At 51.5% G+C, this 19493-nt stretch carries 18 protein-coding genes; 8 read left to right on the top strand and 10 right to left on the bottom strand.

Annotated features, from left to right (window positions below; genetic code table 11):
- The first annotated feature begins 59 nt into the window (after nt 1-59).
- The gene (queC, locus tag JSN25_RS10850; RefSeq protein ID WP_038638285.1) at nt 60-755 is read left to right on the top strand and encodes a 7-cyano-7-deazaguanine synthase QueC; all 696 of its coding nucleotides are present in this window, start codon (nt 60-62) and stop codon (nt 753-755) included.
- 58 nt (nt 756-813) lie between these two features.
- Here the strand turns inward: queC and fadM are convergent, their stop codons facing one another.
- The 9 genes from fadM to bolA all read right to left on the bottom strand — a co-directional run bounded on the left by fadM (nt 814) and on the right by bolA (nt 11235).
- Complete coding sequence (gene fadM, locus JSN25_RS10845) at nt 814-1212, bottom strand: long-chain acyl-CoA thioesterase FadM (RefSeq protein WP_038638282.1); 399 nt, start codon at nt 1210-1212, stop codon at nt 814-816.
- Nucleotides 1213-1316: 104 nt separating this feature from the next.
- Complete coding sequence (locus JSN25_RS10840; protein ID WP_204524927.1) at nt 1317-1691, bottom strand: helix-hairpin-helix domain-containing protein; 375 nt, start codon at nt 1689-1691, stop codon at nt 1317-1319.
- 146 nt (nt 1692-1837) lie between these two features.
- The gene (gene ppiD, locus JSN25_RS10835) at nt 1838-3712 is read right to left on the bottom strand and encodes a peptidylprolyl isomerase (protein ID WP_085047635.1); all 1875 of its coding nucleotides are present in this window, start codon (nt 3710-3712) and stop codon (nt 1838-1840) included.
- A gap of 267 nt (nt 3713-3979) precedes the next feature.
- Nucleotides 3980-4252, bottom strand: coding sequence for a nucleoid-associated protein HU-beta (gene hupB, locus JSN25_RS10830; protein WP_003021629.1), 273 nt, complete (start codon nt 4250-4252; stop codon nt 3980-3982).
- A 209-nt stretch (nt 4253-4461) separates the two neighbouring features.
- Nucleotides 4462-6816: an endopeptidase La gene (gene lon, locus JSN25_RS10825; RefSeq protein WP_038638272.1), complete on the bottom strand. Its 2355-nt coding sequence runs from the start codon at nt 6814-6816 to the stop codon at nt 4462-4464.
- Between the two features lie 184 nt (nt 6817-7000).
- A complete protein-coding gene (gene clpX / locus JSN25_RS10820; RefSeq protein WP_003831013.1) occupies nt 7001-8275 on the bottom strand; it encodes an ATP-dependent protease ATP-binding subunit ClpX in 1275 nt (424 codons plus the stop codon).
- 126 nt (nt 8276-8401) lie between these two features.
- Entirely contained in the window at nt 8402-9025 is a 624-nt protein-coding gene (clpP, locus tag JSN25_RS10815) for an ATP-dependent Clp endopeptidase proteolytic subunit ClpP (protein WP_032939995.1), read from the bottom strand.
- Between the two features lie 247 nt (nt 9026-9272).
- Nucleotides 9273-10571, bottom strand: a complete 1299-nt coding sequence (gene tig, locus JSN25_RS10810; protein ID WP_003021622.1) for a trigger factor — start codon at nt 10569-10571, stop codon at nt 9273-9275.
- Between the two features lie 346 nt (nt 10572-10917).
- Entirely contained in the window at nt 10918-11235 is a 318-nt protein-coding gene (bolA, locus tag JSN25_RS10805) for a transcriptional regulator BolA (RefSeq protein ID WP_038638264.1), read from the bottom strand.
- 306 nt (nt 11236-11541) lie between these two features.
- Between bolA and JSN25_RS10800 the strand changes: the two genes are divergently transcribed.
- The 7 genes from JSN25_RS10800 to cyoE all read left to right on the top strand — a co-directional run bounded on the left by JSN25_RS10800 (nt 11542) and on the right by cyoE (nt 19018).
- Nucleotides 11542-12120: a lipoprotein gene (locus tag JSN25_RS10800; protein ID WP_003021617.1), complete on the top strand. Its 579-nt coding sequence runs from the start codon at nt 11542-11544 to the stop codon at nt 12118-12120.
- 44 nt (nt 12121-12164) lie between these two features.
- Nucleotides 12165-13640, top strand: coding sequence for a muropeptide MFS transporter AmpG (gene ampG, locus JSN25_RS10795; RefSeq protein ID WP_069323958.1), 1476 nt, complete (start codon nt 12165-12167; stop codon nt 13638-13640).
- Between the two features lie 584 nt (nt 13641-14224).
- Entirely contained in the window at nt 14225-15181 is a 957-nt protein-coding gene (gene cyoA / locus JSN25_RS10790; protein ID WP_085047638.1) for a cytochrome o ubiquinol oxidase subunit II, read from the top strand.
- A 10-nt stretch (nt 15182-15191) separates the two neighbouring features.
- Nucleotides 15192-17183 carry a cytochrome o ubiquinol oxidase subunit I gene (cyoB, locus tag JSN25_RS10785; RefSeq protein ID WP_038638255.1) on the top strand — a complete coding sequence of 664 codons (1992 nt, stop codon included), beginning with the start codon at nt 15192-15194 and terminating at the stop codon, nt 17181-17183.
- On the top strand, nt 17173-17787 hold the full coding sequence (locus JSN25_RS10780) for a cytochrome o ubiquinol oxidase subunit III (protein WP_003831007.1): 615 nt from the start codon (nt 17173-17175) through the stop codon (nt 17785-17787). The genes cyoB and JSN25_RS10780 overlap by 11 nt, the downstream gene beginning before the upstream one ends.
- Entirely contained in the window at nt 17787-18116 is a 330-nt protein-coding gene (locus JSN25_RS10775; RefSeq protein WP_003831006.1) for a cytochrome o ubiquinol oxidase subunit IV, read from the top strand. The genes JSN25_RS10780 and JSN25_RS10775 overlap by 1 nt, the downstream gene beginning before the upstream one ends.
- Before the next feature lie 11 nt (nt 18117-18127).
- A complete protein-coding gene (cyoE, locus tag JSN25_RS10770) occupies nt 18128-19018 on the top strand; it encodes a heme o synthase (RefSeq protein WP_003831005.1) in 891 nt (296 codons plus the stop codon).
- 95 nt (nt 19019-19113) lie between these two features.
- Here cyoE and JSN25_RS10765 read toward each other — a convergent pair whose 3' ends face one another.
- Nucleotides 19114-19488, bottom strand: a complete 375-nt coding sequence (locus tag JSN25_RS10765; protein WP_069323957.1) for a DUF1493 family protein — start codon at nt 19486-19488, stop codon at nt 19114-19116.
- Nucleotides 19489-19493: the final 5 nt, after the last annotated feature.

The following is a 19493-nucleotide window of genomic DNA, read 5'->3' as shown; positions in this document are numbered from 1 at the left end:
CTGGTCGACACCACGTCCAGGCGCTACCATATGGGTTTCGTTATTTGTCAGGAAAAGCCATGAAACGTGCCGTTGTTGTATTCAGTGGAGGTCAGGACTCCACGACCTGTCTGGCGCAAGCGCTACATCAGTATGATGAAGTGCACTGCGTGACCTTTGATTATGGTCAGCGCCATCGCGCTGAGATTGATGTCGCACGTGATCTGGCCTTAAAACTCGGCGCGCGTGCGCACAAAGTGCTTGATGTCACGCTGCTTAGCGAACTGGCTGTCAGTAGCCTGACCCGTGATAACATTCCGGTGCCTGATTACGAACCGGATGCGAACGGCATTCCCAATACCTTTGTGCCCGGACGCAATATTTTGTTTTTAACGCTGGCGGCGATTTACGCATATCAGGTACAGGCAGAGGCGGTCATTACCGGCGTTTGTGAAACCGACTTCTCTGGATATCCCGACTGTCGCGATGAGTTCGTCAAGGCTCTGAACCATGCCGTGAGCCTGGGGATGGCAAAAGATATCCGCTTTGAAACTCCGCTGATGTGGATCGATAAAGCCGAAACCTGGGCACTGGCCGATTACTGGGGCAAGCTGGACCTGGTACGCGAAGAAACGCTGACCTGCTATAACGGTATCAAAGGTGACGGTTGTGGTCACTGCGCGGCCTGTAATCTGCGCGCCAACGGTCTTAACCATTATCTGGCGGATAAACCGGCAGTGATGACGGCGATGAAGCAGAAAACCGGGTTAAAGTAATGGGTTGAGCGATGCCGGATGGCGCTTTGCTTATCCGGCCTGCAAGCACTCGCAGCCACTACTTCACCATCAGTTCCAGTTTCTCGCGCAACTCTCCTTCCAGCGGTAGCGCTTTTTGCGTTTTCAAATCAATACAGACGAAGGTAATCAACGCATCTGCTACCACCTGTCCTTCCGGCTCCAGGGTGATAGTCTGGTTCAACACGCCGCTTTTGCCATTTAACTGCTGTACCTGACTGGTAACAGTCAGCAGGTCGCTCAGCACCGCCGGACGGCGATAGTTGATATTAATATTCACAACCACAAAAGCGATGTTGTGAGCGGTCATCCACTGAAAGCTGTCGCTGTTTTCCAGTCCATCCCAGCGTGCTTCTTCCAGAAACTCAAGATAACGGGCATTGTTGACGTGCTGATAGACATCAAGATGATAACCACGGACTTTGATTTGTGTTTGCATAGCGCAGAAACCTTACGTTTTTTTATATGTACATATTCAGGGTGAAGAGGCCATAACTGGTATGACCTCTATAGTCTGGCAAACTTTCAGCGCTCTGCAAGTTATTAAAGTGTTAAAACTGCCAGGTTACGCTCTACCAAAGAACTTCCCATCCCCGGCACCTGCTTTAAATCATCGACCGTTTTAAATGGCCCGTACTCTTCTCGATAGCTGACAATGGCCTGAGCCTTTTTCAGTCCGACCCCATTCATCACTCGCGCTAAATCCTCCGCAGAAGCGCTGTTGATGCTTACCCTGGTGCCTTCATCCTCGCTTGCTTTAGCGGGTTGCGTAGCCTTGCTTTGCGCCACTGTGGAAGCATCCGCTTTGGTTTGAGTCGCCTGGTTTTTGGTAACGGGCTCTGCAGCCAATGCGCTTTGGGCCATAGCGCCGCAGGTCAATGAAAGGGTGATAAGCAGGGCTTTGATTCCATGTTTCATACTGTTTTCTCCGTGTTTGTTAACAGTGGAATCACGATAGCGAGGTGCGGAACAGCAGACAAACGGCAAATAACAGAAATGGAAAAGGCCGCGAAAGCGGCCTTTGGTTAATACAACTTTTTGCAATTTTTTGCGAGCAGCCTCGGTTATTGCTGTTGCTCCAGCGCGTCACCGATTTTAATTTTTGCGGCTTTACGCAGGTTGCTCATCAGCGCTTCAAACACAATCTGCGCGTTGTTCTGGGTGATCCCCTGAACCATCGCTTTCTTCTGCGCTTCAGGCATCGAACCCGCTTTCACTTCGTCCAGCGCCAGCAGAACAACGTTCCCCTGCATATCGTTCGCCACGCCGTAGCTCGGTTTGTCTTTCGCTGGCAGGCTCAGACCAAAGGCTGCCTGGCTCAGAGGATCCTGACCAGTGCGGCTCAGCGTTTTCGCCTCACCAAAGCTCAGACCCGCGGCTTTCATCGCTTCATCGCCTTTACCGGCTTTCAGGTCCGCCAGCAGTTTATCAGCATCCAGCTTAGCCTGTTGCTCTGCTTTATTGTGCTTAACAAGCGCAGTAACCTGCTCTTTCACTTCAGCCAGTGGCTTAACGGCTTCGGCTTTGTGCTCTGCAATACGCAGCACAAACGCGCGATCGCCATCCACGGTAATGATGTCAGAGTTACTGCCTGGCGTACCGTTCTCGCCAACCAGACCCCCATTGAAAATGACGTCAGCGACGGGTTTGAAATTCAGCTCTTCCGGCAGACTGTCACGGCTAAACCAGCCCGTTTCAACCGCTTTCATACCGGCAGCTTGCTCCGCACCCGCCAGGGATTCGTTATCGTTGCTGGCTGCATCGCTCACTTTCTGCTGCAGCGCATAGTACGCATCCAGCGCTTTTTCCTGCTTCACTTTCGCCGCAATGTCGTCACGGGCTTCGCTCAGCGGTTTAACCTGCGCAGGCTGTACGTCATCAAGACGCGCAACGAGGAAACCAACGGAAGATTTAATCACACCGGACAGTTGGCCTTTGTCTTTCAGGCCGGCATTTTTCAGCTCATCCGGAGTGGTGGAATCTTCCAGCCATCCCATATCGCCACCTTTACGGGCAGAGATGATGTCGGCTGATTTTTCTTTCGCCAGCGCAGCGAAATCTGCGCCTTTGCTCAACTCATCCAGTACCGCTTTAGCTTCATCTTCCGTTTTCGTCTGAATAATGCTGTAGCGGTTACGCTGCGGCTGAGTGAACTGGTCCTGATGCTGGTCATAGTAAGACTGAATATCAGCATCGCTGGCCGTCTCCTGCAGTGCAGCAGCGTCCAGCTTGATGTAGCTCACGCGGAACTGTTCCGGCGTCATGAAGTTGTTTTTATTCTGCTCGTAGTAGCTGGCAACTTCCTGCTCGGTAACGGATTGCTTCGCGGCAAGCGCGTTAACGTCAATCGTCGCCTCACGCACGATACGCTGCTGTGCGACCAGCGCCGCCAGCTCATCGGTCTCGCCTTTCAGCATGAAGTCCGTACCGGCAACGCCGTTGATCAACTGCTGGGTAGTAAGCTGATTACGTAATGCCTCAGCGTACTGATCGGCGGTCATTCCCATTTGATTAACAATCGCATTGTAGCGGTTGTTATCAAATTTGCCGTCCACCTGGAAAGCAGGCGTGGCGAAAATAGCCTGTTTAACCTGATCGTCGCTGATATTGAGCTTCAGCTCGCGGGAGTATTGATCCAGCAGCGCTTCGTCTACAAGACGATTCAGCACCTGCTGACGCAGCGTTTTCATATAGCCTTCATTCGCCGCCAGCTCAGAGTATTGATCGCCCAACTGTTGCTGCATGCGGTTACGTTCGCTATTGAACGCATTCTCGAATTGCCCGCGGCTGATCTCCTGGCCATTCACTTTGGCGGCGTAATTGTTGCCCCCGCCAATCAGGTAACCACTCACGCCGGTCAAAATGAACGACACGATAATGATACCGAAAATAATCTTGAGCACGAGACTGTTAGCAGCCGTGCGTAAGCTGTCCATCATGGTGTAACCACACTCCGCTGTAGATGACTATACGCGTTATCCTTCAAGCCGCCTGCACGTTGTTACAACAACGGCGGCAAGGATTTTGAGTATATATGCTTCACGCAGCATAGCGTTTCCTGAACGCTGCGCACAAAGGCCTATTGTGACAAGAAACGGGGGCAATTGTCAGCCCACAACACGTAGAAAGTACCGGAATCAGAAATAAAAAAGGCACATCAGTTGATGCGCCCTTGTACTTCGTCACATCCCCAAAGGGGAAATCACTTAGTTTACCGCGTCTTTCAGTGCTTTACCTGCACGGAAGCCCGGTACTTTAGCCGCGGCGATGGTGATCTCTTTACCTGTTTGCGGGTTGCGACCAGTACGGGCAGCACGCTCTTTAACGGCAAAAGTACCAAAACCTACCAGCGCTACGTCATCGCCTTCCTTCAGGGATTCGGTAACAGAAGCAATAATTGCATCTAACGCACGTCCAGCCGCAGCTTTAGAGATATCAGCCCCTGCAGCAATTTTGTCGATCAGTTGAGATTTATTCACTCTTCTCTTCCTCTTTTATAATTTATATCGCACCTGAATCCTTCAAAGTGCGACCGCGCAGCAGTTATATCAGGCCTGCCATGCCCTTACAACACCCGTTAATGATGGCAAGCCTAATCCGTCATCTAAATTAGCTATACAAAAAAAGGCTGGCAAGTCCGAAATGGCCTGCCAGCCCTGTTTTTATTAGTGCTCTTTGCGCGAGGTCACTATTTTGCGGTCACAACCTGCATTCCAGAGGGTTCATTTTGCAGCGCAAGCGTCAAAACTTCCTCGATGCGTTTCACCGGATGGATGTCCAGATCGGCAATCACGTTGTCCGGAATCTCTTCCAGGTCACGTTTGTTTTCATCTGGAATTAAGACCGTCTTAATGCCGCCACGGTGCGCCGCCAGCAGTTTTTCTTTCAAACCACCGATTGGCAGCACCTGACCACGCAGAGTGATCTCGCCGGTCATCGCCACATCGGCGCGTACCGGGTTACCGGTCAGACAAGAAACCAGCGCGGTACACATGGCAATACCGGCACTTGGACCATCTTTCGGCGTCGCCCCTTCTGGTACGTGAACGTGGATGTCGCGTTTTTCGTAAAAGTCCGGATTAATACCCAGTTTTTCCGCGCGCGCGCGCACCACGGTCAGTGCAGCCTGAATAGACTCCTGCATTACCTCACCCAAAGAACCGGTGTAGGTCAGCTTGCCTTTACCCGGAACGCAGGCGGTTTCGATGGTCAGCAGATCGCCGCCCACTTCCGTCCACGCCAGACCGGTCACCTGACCGACGCGGTTTTCGTTGTCCGCGCGACCATAGTCAAAGCGCTGTACGCCCAGGTAGTCGTGCAGGTTGTCGCCATTGATCACAATATGTTTCAGTGATTTGTCGAGCAGCAGCTGCTTCACGGCTTTGCGGCACAGTTTAGAGATTTCACGCTCCAGACTACGCACGCCCGCTTCACGGGTGTAGTAACGAATAATGCCCACAATGGCGCTATCGTCGACCGTAAGCTCGCCTTTTTTCAGCGCGTTACGCTCAATCTGTTTCGGCAACAGGTGACGTTTAGCAATGTTCAGCTTCTCGTCTTCGGTGTAGCCGGACAGACGGATCACTTCCATACGATCCAGCAACGGCGCCGGAATATTCATGGAGTTCGAAGTCGCAACGAACATCACGTCGCTGAGATCGTAGTCCACTTCCAGGTAGTGATCGCTGAACGCCACGTTCTGCTCTGGATCCAGCACCTCAAGCAGCGCGGAAGCCGGATCGCCACGCATGTCGGAAGACATTTTGTCGATCTCATCGAGCAGGAACAGCGGGTTTTTAACGCCCACTTTAGCCATTTTCTGGATCAGTTTACCCGGCATCGAACCGATATAGGTCCGGCGGTGACCGCGAATTTCAGCCTCATCACGTACGCCGCCAAGCGCCATACGGATGTATTTACGCCCGGTCGCTTTCGCGATGGACTGGCCCAGAGAAGTTTTACCTACCCCCGGCGGCCCAACCAGACACAGGATCGGCCCCTTGATTTTGTTCACACGGCTTTGAACCGCGAGATACTCAAGGATACGGTCTTTGACGCGTTCCAGACCGTAATGGTCGGTATCGAGGATTTCCTGCGCCTGACGCAGGTCTTTTTTGACCTTGCTACGCGCATTCCACGGTACCTGTACCATCCAGTCGATGTAGCCACGGACCACGGTCGCTTCCGCCGACATCGGAGACATCATTTTCAGCTTCTGCAGCTCTGCTTCGGCTTTCTCTTTTGCCTCTTTCGGCATTTTCGCCGCGTCGATTTTGCGTTTCAGCGCTTCGTTTTCGTCCGGCGCATCATCCATCTCGCCGAGTTCTTTCTGAATAGCTTTCATCTGCTCGTTCAGATAGTACTCGCGCTGGGATTTTTCCATCTGCTTCTTCACGCGGTTGCGAATGCGTTTCTCAACCTGCAGAAGATCAATTTCAGATTCCATCATCGCCATCAGATATTCCAGACGTTCGTTAACGTCGGACATCTCCAGCACGGACTGCTTATCTGCCAGCTTCAGCGGCATGTGCGCAGCGATGGTGTCCGCCAGACGCGCGGGATCGTCAATGCTGTTCAGCGACGTCAGCACTTCTGGTGGAATTTTCTTGTTCAGCTTGATATAGCCTTCGAACTGGCTGATAGCGGTACGCACCAGCACTTCCTGTTCGCGCTCATCAATGGCAGGCGAGTCAAGGTACTCCGCTTTTGCAGAGAAATGCTCGCCGTTGTCAGACAGCGCAGAAATACGCGCGCGCTGTAACCCCTCGACCAGCACTTTTACGGTGCCGTCAGGCAGTTTCAGCATCTGCAAAATAGAGGCCACGGTCCCGACGGTGAAAAGATCGTTTACACCCGGCTCATCCGTTGACGCTTCTTTCTGTGCGACCAGCATGATTTTTTTATCATGGTCCATAGCCGCTTCCAGACAACGGATAGATTTTTCCCGCCCTACAAATAAGGGTATGACCATGTGCGGATAAACCACCACATCGCGCAACGGCAATACGGGGATTTCAATGCGTTCAGAACGCTCAGGATTCATAGAGCTCTCTCTTAGTTTAGTGTCCGCCAGGTAATCAGGTGGTACGACTGTGCTTCACACCACCTTTAACATGTATGTCAGTATATGGGGATGTTTCCCACACATTCAACGCCATGTTTACGGAAAAATAAAAGGGGAGATAAAATCCCCCCTTTTAAATTAAATGTCTGTATGAATTGATGAATTATTCGCCAGATGCCTGCTGTGCTTCCGGCTTACCGTAAATCAGCAATGGCTTGCTCTGACCGCCAATCACCGACTCATCAATCACCACTTTTTCGACGTCTTCCATCGAAGGCAGATCGTACATGGTGTCAAGCAGCGCGGCTTCGACGATAGAACGCAAACCACGGGCACCGGTTTTACGCGCCATCGCTTTCTTGGCGATCGCATCCAGCGCTTCCTCACGGAACTCCAGATCGACACCTTCAAGGTTGAACAGCGCCTGGTACTGCTTGGTCAGGGCGTTTTTCGGCTCTTTCAGGATCTGGATCAGCGCTTCTTCACTCAGTTCGCTCAGCGTTGCCACCACCGGCAGACGACCGATGAACTCAGGGATCAGACCAAATTTGATCAGATCTTCCGGCTCCACCTGCGACAGCAGCTCACCTTCGCTGGCTTTATCAGACTGCGCTTTTACCGTTGCGCCAAAACCAATGCCGGAGCCGGTTTCAACACGGTTAGCGATCACTTTGTCCAGACCAGCGAACGCGCCACCGCAGATAAACAGGATCTTGGAGGTATCAACCTGCAGGAACTCCTGCTGCGGATGTTTACGTCCCCCCTGCGGCGGAACGGCGGCAACCGTACCTTCGATCAGTTTCAACAGCGCTTGCTGTACGCCTTCGCCAGAAACGTCACGGGTAATGGACGGGTTGTCAGACTTACGAGAAATCTTGTCGATTTCATCGATATAGACGATCCCGCGCTGCGCTTTCTGTACGTCGTAGTCGCACTTCTGCAGCAGTTTCTGAATAATATTTTCAACATCTTCACCCACATAACCGGCTTCGGTCAGCGTGGTGGCGTCAGCCATAGTAAACGGAACGTCCAGCAGGCGCGCCAGCGTTTCAGCCAGCAGCGTTTTACCGGACCCCGTCGGGCCAATCAGCAGGATGTTACTTTTGCCCAACTCGACGCCATTGCTGGTGTCGCCGTTGCGCAGACGTTTGTAATGGTTGTATACCGCGACCGCCAACACTTTCTTCGCCTGTTCCTGACCGATAACGTAATCGTCCAGGTGATTGCGAATTTCATGTGGCGTCGGCAGCGCACTGCGTTCACGGTGCGGTGCTACTTCCTTAATCTCTTCGCGAATGATGTCGTTACACAAATCGACACATTCGTCGCAGATATACACGGATGGACCGGCAATCAGCTTCCGCACTTCATGCTGGCTTTTGCCGCAAAAAGAGCAGTACAACAATTTGCCCGAGCCATCTTTGCGTTTATCTGTCATGGGTCAAAACCTCTTCTTTGTTCTTTGTGCCGCACACGACGACGCAAATGCCATTCTCAGGCGCAAGACGCTAGTCAGCGTTGTGCCGCTCCAGGTAATTATAGCGGCACACCTGCGCACTGGGCATTAATTACGATGGGTCAAAATCGAGTCGACCAGACCGTACTCTACCGCTTCAGAAGCGGAGAGGAAGCGATCGCGCTCGGTATCACGTTCAATCTGCTCAAGAGATTGACCCGTATGATGCGCCATAAGTTCGTTCATGCGCCCTTTTACCTTCAGGATTTCGCGGGCATGAATTTCAATATCCGTTGCCTGGCCCTGGTAACCGCCCAGAGGCTGGTGGATCATGACGCGAGAGTTAGGCAGGCAAAAACGTTTACCTTTCGCCCCGGCAGTCAGCAGGAACGCGCCCATTGAGGCCGCCTGGCCCATACAAATGGTGCTGACGTCCGGCTTAATAAACTGCATGGTGTCATAGATAGACATCCCGGCAGTGATCACCCCACCAGGGGAGTTGATGTACAGGTAGATATCTTTTTCCGGGTTTTCTGCTTCCAGGAACAGCATCTGCGCCACAATCAGGTTAGCCATATGGTCTTCGACCTGGCCAGTCATAAAAATGACGCGTTCCTTAAGTAGACGAGAATAGATATCAAAAGAGCGCTCACCACGTGAGGTCTGTTCAATGACCATCGGCACCAGCGCCATATGGGGTGCAAAGTTATCTCGTTCGCCGCTGTATGACATTTCCGTCTCCTGGATAAAATTTGAAAAAACCTGCTGTGCTGATTGTAACCTTATGGACGGATTATCAGCTAGTCCCTCAGTAATGGGTACGACATCGCCATAATTCAAGCATAACAATCTTTTGTTGTAACGCTAACACTGAAACGCTGTTTTCGCACTCTTCCCATGCAAAATGCGTGACAAAAAAAAACCCGCCACCAAAAGGTGACGGGCTTGCGTACGAAATTCGTGCTACAAAAGCGACGAATTACGCCTGCTGGTTCATCAGCTCGTTGAAGGAAGTGGCTTTTTCAGTCACTTTCGCTTTCGCCAGAACGGCTTCAACAGCTTGTTCTTCCAGAGCGACGTTACGCATGTTGTCCATCAGCTCTTTGTTTTTGCTGTAGAACTCAACAACTTCTTTCGGATCTTCGTAAGCAGAAGCCATCTCTTCGATCAGGCCTTTAACGCGATCTTCGTCAGCTTTCAGCTCGTTGGTGCGAATAACTTCGCCCAGCAGCAGGCCTACAACTACGCGACGCTTAGCCTGTTCTTCGAACAGTTCACGCGGCAGTTCCAGAGCTTGTTTCTCGTTACCGCCAAAACGCTGCGCAGCCTGACGACGCAGAACGTCGATTTCGCTGTCGATCAGAGCAGCCGGTACGTCGATGTCGTTAGCTTTTACCAGACCTTCGATCGCCTGAGACTTAACGCGGTTACGCACAGCGCCTTTCAGCTCGCGTTCCATGTTTTTACGTACTTCAGCACGCAGACCGGCTACGGAACCATCTTCAACGCCGAAACGTTTGATGAATTCTTCAGTCAGTTCCGGCAGTTCGCGTTCTTCAACTTTCTTCAGGTTGATAACGAACTTAGCGGCTTTACCTTTCAGGTTTTCAGCGTGGTACTCTTCCGGGAAGGTCACGTCGATAGTGAACTCTTCGCCAGCTTTGTGGCCTTTAACGCCTTCTTCAAAGCCTGGGATCATACGACCCTGGCCCATCGCCAGTACGAAGTCAGACGCTTTGCCGCCTTCGAACTCTTCGCCGTCTACAGAACCGGTGAAGTCGATGGTTACACGGTCTTCTGCATCAGCAGCGCCGTCTTTGTCTTTCCAGGTAGCCTGCTGCTTACGCAGAGTGTCCAGCATTACATCAACGTCAGCGTCGGTGACTTCAACAACCGGTTTTTCAACTTCGATTGCTTCCAGGCCAGTCAGCTCAACTTCCGGGTACACTTCGAACTCTACCGCGTAAGTAAAATCTTCACCCAGCTTGTATTCACCCGGAACGTAGTTCGGTGCGCCAGCCGGATTGATTTTTTCTTTGATGATCGCGTCAACGAAGTTGCGGCTCATCAGGTCGCCCAGCACGTCCTGACGCACGGAAGCGCCATAACGCTGAGCAACAACATTCATCGGTACTTTTCCTTTGCGGAAACCGTCAATACGCACTTTCTTCGCTACGTTGACCAGCTCGCTTTTCACAGCGGTCTCGATGCTGTCAGCAGCGATAGTAATCGTTACACGGCGGCCAAGGCCTTGAGTGGTTTCAACTGAAACTTGCATCTTGTTACCTCAAAAAATCACAGTGCTCGGTCAACTCTTCTCCGCAAGCACAGGTTGTTGGCTTCGCGGAACTGGGATGTTCTCATAAGCAATCACATTCCCTGTCGTCAGAATCATCCCGAAGACATTCCGAAAAATAAGACGCGCATTATAGCGGCATCACTTTTATGAGTCGAGAACGGTTATCGCGCGTTGCTGCGGCTTTTTTCACAATTCCCGGCTAATTTTTGTCTGAATACTGTACGACTCCCCCAGAATTCAGACAAAACAAAACGGCCCGCAGGCCGTTTTCACATATTCTGTAGCAACATACTGGAAAAACATCGGTTGTTGCAAATCCGTTTTTCTACGCGATGCTCCCGGCTCCACGACAAGGGGGCGACGCAAAGATCGTGTCCTGCAACGCTTCCCACTCCTTAATGGTATAGGTATGCAGGGCTAACGCATGTACGGTTGTGGAGAGTTCCGCCGTTAACGTGCCGTAAATCATCCGATGACGATTAAGAAAACGTTCACCTGTAAAACGATCGCTAACCAGCACAACCTTAAAGTGGCTTTCAGAACCTGCCGGGACATTGTGACGATAGCTTTCATCCACAACTTCGAGGAATACGGGTTGGAACGCTGCCCTTAATTTTTCTTCTATTTGCTCACGAATCATCATGAAATTTTTCCTCCGACAACGCTGAGATGTCACCCATCCCTTTAAATACTAGCCGCTTTTACCGTTTTCATTACACCTTAGCAACAAAAAATTAGCGCTTGTCTGATTTTCTCAGCCAAACGAATGAAGTTCACTCATTTCATTCTTTGGTTTATTGCAAAAAGTCCGTTTCTGGTCTCCACAATGTCATAAAAAGGACAACACAATGAATTTACATGCGTTACCCACTTCCCCTCATCGTTGGCGATGTTATGATGGCGGGAATTTTCTCTAACCACACAATTTAGATTCGCTGAGAGCCCTGGCATGTTTAAAAAAATCCTCTTCCCGTTAGTTGCGATGTTTATGTTGGCAGGATGCGCAACGCCGCCTACCACCATTGAAGTCTCCCCTAAAATTACCCTGCCGCAGCAGGATCCGAGCCTGATGGGCGTGACCGTGAGTATCAACGGCGCCGACCAGCGTCAGGATCAGGCGCTGGCAAAAGTCACCCGCGACAACCAGCTGGTTACCCTGACCGCTTCCCGCGATCTGCGTTTCCTGCTGCAAGAAGTGCTGGAAAAACAGATGACCGCGCGTGGTTATATGATTGGTCCGAACGGCGCAGTAAACCTGCAAATCATTGTTAGCCAGCTGTATGCTGACGTGTCTCAGGGTAGCGTGCGTTACAACATCGCCACTAAAGCAGACATCGCTATTATTGCGACCGCGGCGAACGGTAACAAGATGACCAAAAACTACCGCGCAAGCTACTCTGTTGAAGGCGCGCTGCAGGCCTCCAACAAAAATATTGCTGATGCCGTTAACAGCGTCCTGACCGACACCATCGCTGATATGTCTCAGGACACCAGCGTTCACGATTTCATCAAGCAGAACGCTCGTTAATTTCTGCCCTTATGGCCCGGCGTTCGTCGGGCCTATAGAAGCCCATGTCCAGTCATTACTTACGTATTTTTCAGCAACCACGTTCAGCTATCCTGCTCATTCTGGGGTTCGCCTCCGGATTACCGCTCGCACTGACATCCGGTACGCTCCAGGCGTGGATGACGGTCGAAAATATCGATCTTAAAACCATCGGTTTCTTTTCTCTGGTCGGCCAGGCCTACGTATTTAAGTTCCTCTGGTCTCCATTGATGGACCGCTATACGCCGCCGTTTTTGGGCCGACGTCGCGGTTGGCTACTGGCGACCCAGCTACTGCTATTGATTTCTATCGCCGCGATGGGCTTTCTGGAGCCGGGTACGCAGCTACGCTGGATGGCCGCGCTGGCGGTGGTGATCGCGTTTTGTTCGGCATCGCAGGATATCGTCTTTGACGCCTGGAAAACCGACGTATTGCCCACCGAAGAGCGTGGCGCAGGTGCGGCAATCAGCGTACTGGGTTACCGTTTAGGGATGCTGGTTTCCGGCGGACTGGCCCTGTGGATGGCCGACCGCTGGCTCGGCTGGCAGGGAATGTATTGGCTGATGGCGGCGCTGCTGATCCCTTGCATCATCGCCACCCTGTTAGCACCAGAACCAACAGATGCTATTCCGGTGCCTAAATCGCTGGAACAGGCGGTTGCGGCTCCGCTGCGAGACTTTTTTGGCCGCAACAATGCCTGGCTGATTCTGCTCCTCATCGTGCTTTATAAGCTCGGTGATGCCTTCGCGATGAGTCTGACCACCACCTTTTTAATCCGCGGTGTCGGATTTGATGCGGGTGAAGTTGGCGTGGTGAATAAGACATTGGGGCTACTGGCCACCATTGTTGGCGCGCTGTACGGCGGGATCCTGATGCAGCGCCTCTCGCTGTTTCGCGCATTGTTGATTTTCGGTATTCTGCAAGGGGCATCAAACGCAGGTTACTGGCTGCTGTCCATCACTGACAAACACATGTTCAGTATGGCCGCCGCCGTCTTCTTTGAGAACCTGTGTGGCGGGATGGGCACTGCGGCGTTTGTCGCCTTATTAATGACGCTGTGCAATAAGTCCTTCTCAGCGACCCAGTTCGCCCTGCTCTCCGCGCTTTCAGCGGTTGGCCGTGTGTACGTAGGTCCGGTAGCGGGTTGGTTTGTCGAAGCGCACGGGTGGCCCACGTTTTATCTGTTCTCCGTGTTTGCCGCGCTGCCTGGACTCCTCCTGCTGCTGGTTTGTCGCCAGACGCTGGAACATAGCTGGCAAAATGAGAGCTTTATTCCGCGCACGGAATTTCGGGGTGCGTACGGTCTGGCATTAATGACGCTGGTCGCGGGCTGCTGTTTGCTGGCAGTTTGGCTATTGTTGCTGACCCTTAACGCACTGGACTACACCAACTTCTCCTTCCTGCCGGAACTGCTTGAAATCTCGGTGGTGGTCGCTGTCTGCGGAGTGGTATTCGGCGGATTGCTGGATTATCTTGCGTTGCGTAAAACCCGCCTGGCGTGATGTTGCATATTTATGCTCTAAATAATTCGAGTTACGGGAAGGCGGCGACGCAGCAAATCCCCRGGAGCTTACATAAGTAAGTRACTGGGGTGAGCGAGGAAAGCCAACACACCCGTAGCTTGAAGTATGACGAGCATATTTAGCCGTTGTAATCACCCTGCGTAATTATAACGGCTAAATAAACAACAACTAATAAAAATATTATTTGTTATTTTGTGCGCCATAGAATTTGGAAATTATTGACGCCTTTTATACATGCTATTTTCCTTACTCGATTCAGCCATGAAAAATTTATTTTTTGTTCTGTAATTGTCTTTTTATTGATAATCAATTGTTAATTAATTGTTTTATTTTGGTATTGGTTATACCAATTGCCCTCCGCACGTCCCTCACCTGCCTGCTTTCGTTATAACGTGATGTTGCAACAGGTTCTTAAAGCCAACCCGACATATATTGCAACATATGTGACACGCTCGGCAGAACCCGGTAACACAGATCCAATGATGTTTACAGTAATGTAACCTTCCCGTAAAATGACCTCACACTTTAAACGCCACCCGGTCCCGTGGAATTGAGGTCGTTAAATGAGACTCAGGAAATACAATAAAAGTTTGGGATGGTTGTCATTAATTGCAGGCACTGCGTTGCTCAGTGGCTGTAATTCTGCGCTGCTTGACCCTAAAGGACAGATTGGACTGGAACAACGGTCATTGATACTGACGGCATTTGGCCTGATGTTGATCGTCGTTATTCCTGCCATCTTGATGGCTGTTGGTTTTGCCTGGAAGTATCGTGCAAGCAATAAAGATGCGAAGTACAGCCCGAACTGGTCACACTCCAATAAAGTGGAAGCTGTGGTCTGGACGGTGCCGATCTTAATCATCATTTTCCTTGCCGTGCTGACCTGGAAAACCACTCACGCTCTTGAGCCAAGCAAACCGCTGGCGCATGACGAGAAGCCCATTACCATCGAAGTGGTTTCCATGGACTGGAAATGGTTCTTCATCTATCCGGAACAGGGTATCGCTACCGTGAATGAAATCGCCTTCCCGGCGAATACTCCGGTCGAATTCAAAGTGACGTCCAACTCCGTGATGAACTCCTTCTTTATCCCGCGTCTGGGTAGCCAGATTTATGCCATGGCCGGTATGCAGACTCGACTGCATCTGATCGCCAATGAAGTCGGTACTTATGATGGTATCTCCGCAAGCTATAGCGGACCAGGCTTCTCCGGTATGAAATTCAAGGCTATTGCAACAAAGGACCGCGCCGAATTCGACCAATGGGTTGCTAAAGCTAAGCAGTCTCCGAACACCATGAGCGACATGGCTGCGTTCGAAAAAGTGGCTGTGCCAAGCGAATACAACCAGGTGGAATACTTCTCCAACGTGAAACCTGATTTGTTTAAAGATGTTATTAACAAATTTATGGCTCACGGTAAGAGCATGGACATGACCCAACCAGAAGGTGAGCACAGCGCACACGAAGGTATGGAAGGCATGGACATGAGCCACGCGGAATCCGCCAACTCAAGGGGTTGAGAAGAATACGATGTTCGGAAAATTGACACTTGATGCAGTTCCGTTCCATGAACCAATCGTCATGGTTACGATCGCTGCCATTATCATCGGTGGTGCGGCCTTACTCGGCCTTATCACTTACTTCGGTAAGTGGACCTACCTGTGGAAAGAGTGGCTAACTTCGGTTGACCACAAACGCCTTGGCATCATGTATGTCATCGTCGCAATCGTGATGTTGATTCGTGGCTTTGCCGATGCCGTCATGATGCGTAGTCAGCAAGCGCTGGCTTCTGCAGGTGAAGCGGGTTTCCTGCCACCTCACCACTACGACCAGATCTTCACGGCTCACGGCGTGATTATGATCTTCTTCGTGGCAATGCCATTTGTTATCGGTCTGATGAACCTGGTGGTTCCACTACAGATTGGCGCACGTGACGTTGCATTCCCGTTCCTGAACAACCTGAGCTTCTGGTTCACCGTTGTTGGCGTAATCCTGGTTAACCTGTCTCTGGGCGTCGGTGAATTCGCGCAGACCGGTTGGCTGGCGTATCCGCCTCTTTCGGGAATAGAGTACAGTCCAAGCGTCGGGGTCGATTATTGGATATGGGCAGTCCAGTTGTCCGGTATTGGTACAACCCTGACCGGTATCAACTTCTTTGTGACCATCATTAAGATGCGTGCGCCAGGAATGACCATGTTCAAGATGCCGGTATTTAGCTGGGCATCTCTGTGCGCGAACATCCTGATTATCGCTTCGTTCCCAATTCTGACGGTTACCGTCGCGTTGCTGACCCTGGATCGCTATCTGGGCACCCATTTCTTTACCAACGATATGGGCGGCAACATGATGATGTACATCAACCTGATTTGGGCCTGGGGCCATCCGGAAGTGTACATTCTGATCCTGCCAGTATTCGGGGTATTCTCCGAAGTCGCAGCAACCTTCTCGCGTAAGCGTCTGTTTGGTTACACCTCGCTGGTGTGGGCAACCGTGTGTATCACCGTTCTGTCGTTCATTGTTTGGCTGCACCACTTCTTCACCATGGGTGCCGGCGCAAACGTAAACGCCTTCTTCGGTATTACCACCATGATTATCGCCATCCCGACCGGGGTGAAGATCTTCAACTGGCTGTTCACCATGTATCAGGGCCGTATCGTATTCCACTCAGCAATGCTGTGGACGATTGGCTTTATCGTCACCTTCTCAGTCGGCGGCATGACCGGCGTACTGCTGGCGGTGCCGGGTGCGGACTTCGTACTGCACAACAGCCTGTTCCTGATTGCGCACTTCCATAACGTTATCATCGGCGGCGTGGTATTTGGTTGCTTCGCGGGTATGACCTACTGGTGGCCAAAAGCGTTTGGCTTCACGCTGAACGAAACCTGGGGTAAACGCGCATTCTGGTTCTGGATCATCGGCTTCTTCGTGGCATTTATGCCGCTGTACGTGCTGGGCTTTATGGGTATGACCCGTCGCCTCAGCCAGCAGATTGACCCGCAGTTCCATCCGATGCTGGTTGTTGCCGCCTGTGGCGCCGCGCTGATTGCACTGGGTATCCTGTGCCAGTTCATCCAGATGTACGTGTCTATTCGCGATCGCGAGCAGAACCGTGACCTGACCGGTGACCCATGGGGTGGTCGTACGCTGGAGTGGGCAACCTCTTCCCCACCTCCGTTCTATAACTTTGCCGTTGTGCCGCACGTTCACGAGCGTGATGCCTTCTGGGAAATGAAAGAAAAAGGTGAAGCGTACAAGCAGCCTACGCACTATGAAGAGATTCATATGCCGAAGAACAGCGGTGCCGGTATCGTCATTACCGCCTTCGCAACACTGTTTGGTTTCGCCATGATCTGGCATATCTGGTGGCTGGCGATTGCAAGCTTCGCAGGCATGATCATTAGCTGGATTGTGAAAAGCTTTGATGAAGACGTGGATTACTACGTGCCGGTCCCGGAAGTCGAAAAACTGGAAAACCAGCATTTCGATGAGATTACTAAGGCAGGGCTGAAAAATGGCAACTGATACTTTAACGCACGCGACTGCCCACGCGCACGAACACGGGCACCACGATGCAGGCCAAACCAAGATCTTCGGATTCTGGGTCTACCTGATGAGCGACTGCATTCTGTTCTCAATTCTGTTTGCAACCTATGCCGTTCTGGTGAACGGCACCGCAGGTGGCCCGACAGGTAAGGACATTTTTGAACTGCCGTTCGTTCTGGTTGAAACATTCCTGCTGTTATTTAGCTCCATTACTTACGGCATGGCGGCGATCGCCATGTATAAGAACAACAAGAGCCAGGTCATCTCCTGGCTGGCGTTGACTTTCTTGTTCGGTGCCGGATTCATCGGGATGGAACTCTATGAATTCCATCACCTGATTGTTAACGGTATGGGCCCGGATCGCAGCGGCTTCCTGTCTGCGTTCTTCGCGCTGGTCGGCACGCACGGTCTGCACGTCACCTCCGGTCTTATCTGGATGGCGGTGCTGATGGTGCAAGTTGCCCGTCGCGGCCTGACCAGTACTAACCGTACCCGCATCATGTGCCTGAGCCTGTTCTGGCACTTCCTGGATGTGGTGTGGATCTGTGTGTTCACTGTTGTTTATCTGATGGGGGCGATGTAATGAGTCATTCTAACGAGAGCGGCGGCGCATCCCATGGCAGCGTAAAAACCTACATGACAGGTTTTATCCTGTCGATCATCCTGACGGTCATTCCGTTCTGGATGGTGATGACAGGTTCTGCCTCTCCGGCCGTTATTCTGGGAACTATTCTGGCAATGGCCGTGGTACAGATTCTGGTGCACCTGGTGTGCTTCCTGCACATGAATAGCAAATCTGATGAAGGTTGGAACATGACGGCCTTTGTCTTTACTGTGCTAATCATCGCCATTCTGGTTGTGGGCTCCATCTGGATTATGTGGAACCTTAACTACAACATGATGATGCACTAAGAGCGGCGATTATGATGTTTAAGCAATACCTGCAAGTTACGAAACCAGGCATCATCTTTGGCAACCTGATCTCGGTGATTGGGGGGTTCCTGCTGGCCTCGAAAGGCAGCATCGACTATCCCCTGTTTATCTACACGCTGGTTGGGGTGTCACTGGTTGTGGCGTCGGGTTGTGTATTTAACAACTATATCGACAGGGATATCGACAGGAAGATGGAGAGGACCAAAAACCGCGTGCTGGTTAAAGGTCTGATTTCTCCTGCCGTCTCGCTGGTATACGCCACCTTGCTGGGTATTGCTGGCTTTATGCTGCTGTGGTTTGGTGCCAACCCTCTGGCCTGCTGGCTGGGGGTGATGGGCTTCGTGGTATACGTGGGCGTCTATAGCCTGTATATGAAGCGCCATTCCGTTTACGGTACGCTGATTGGCTCACTCTCCGGCGCTGCGCCGCCGGTGATTGGCTACTGCGCCGTAACCGGTGAGTTCGATAGCGGTGCGCTGATTCTGCTGGCTATCTTCAGCCTGTGGCAAATGCCGCACTCTTACGCGATTGCGATTTTCCGCTTCAAGGATTATCAGGCTGCCAACATCCCTGTACTGCCAGTGGTAAAAGGCATTTCGGTCGCGAAGAACCATATCACGCTGTATATCGTGGCATTTGCTATCGCCACGCTGATGCTAACCCTGGGCGGTTATGCAGGTTATAAATACCTGATTGTTGCGGCGGCGGTGAGCGTCTGGTGGTTGGGCATGGCGCTGCGCGGTTATAAAGTGGAAGATGACAGAGTCTGGGCGCGCAAGCTGTTCGGCTTCTCCATCATCGCCATTACCGCGCTCAGCGTGATGATGTCCGTCGACTTCATGGTGCCAAACTCGCAGAACCTACTGACTTACGTCTGGTAAGTTAATCGTCACATCTTCTATGCCGGATGGCGGCTGACGCCTTATCCGGCCTACAAAAAAGCACATGGCTTGTAGGCCGGATAAACGTAACCCCATCAGGCATCTTCCTGTTTATTATCCGTCCATATTTCAAACAACCATTTTCCCGCTTCAGCCGACTCGGCAAACATCCTTACGGTTAACGGTATGCGTGTTGCTTCGATTTCTTCCCGGTTAGCTTTGAACCATCTCGTGAAGAGTGGCAAATTGTGCCACGGATAATACGGTTTCCAGTTCACACATGATAAATCGACTTTAAACTCTTTCTCATATCGAGTCAGAGCACTGTGGAGGTCATCACCGGGGACATCAAATAGTTCTGAGTCGAGTTCTAAAGGTACCTCTTTCCAGTTTTCATCCAAATACCCGGGTATTTCTTCCCTGAAAAGCTTTAACACATCGTCTTGAATACTCATTAGAATGATGTCCATTGCAT

This window comes from Citrobacter cronae, from assembly GCF_016893685.1.
Classification (GTDB): domain Bacteria; phylum Pseudomonadota; class Gammaproteobacteria; order Enterobacterales; family Enterobacteriaceae; genus Citrobacter; species Citrobacter werkmanii.
The sequence above is the reverse complement of the archived record's forward strand: the minus strand, read 5'-3'. Positions and strand labels throughout refer to the sequence as shown.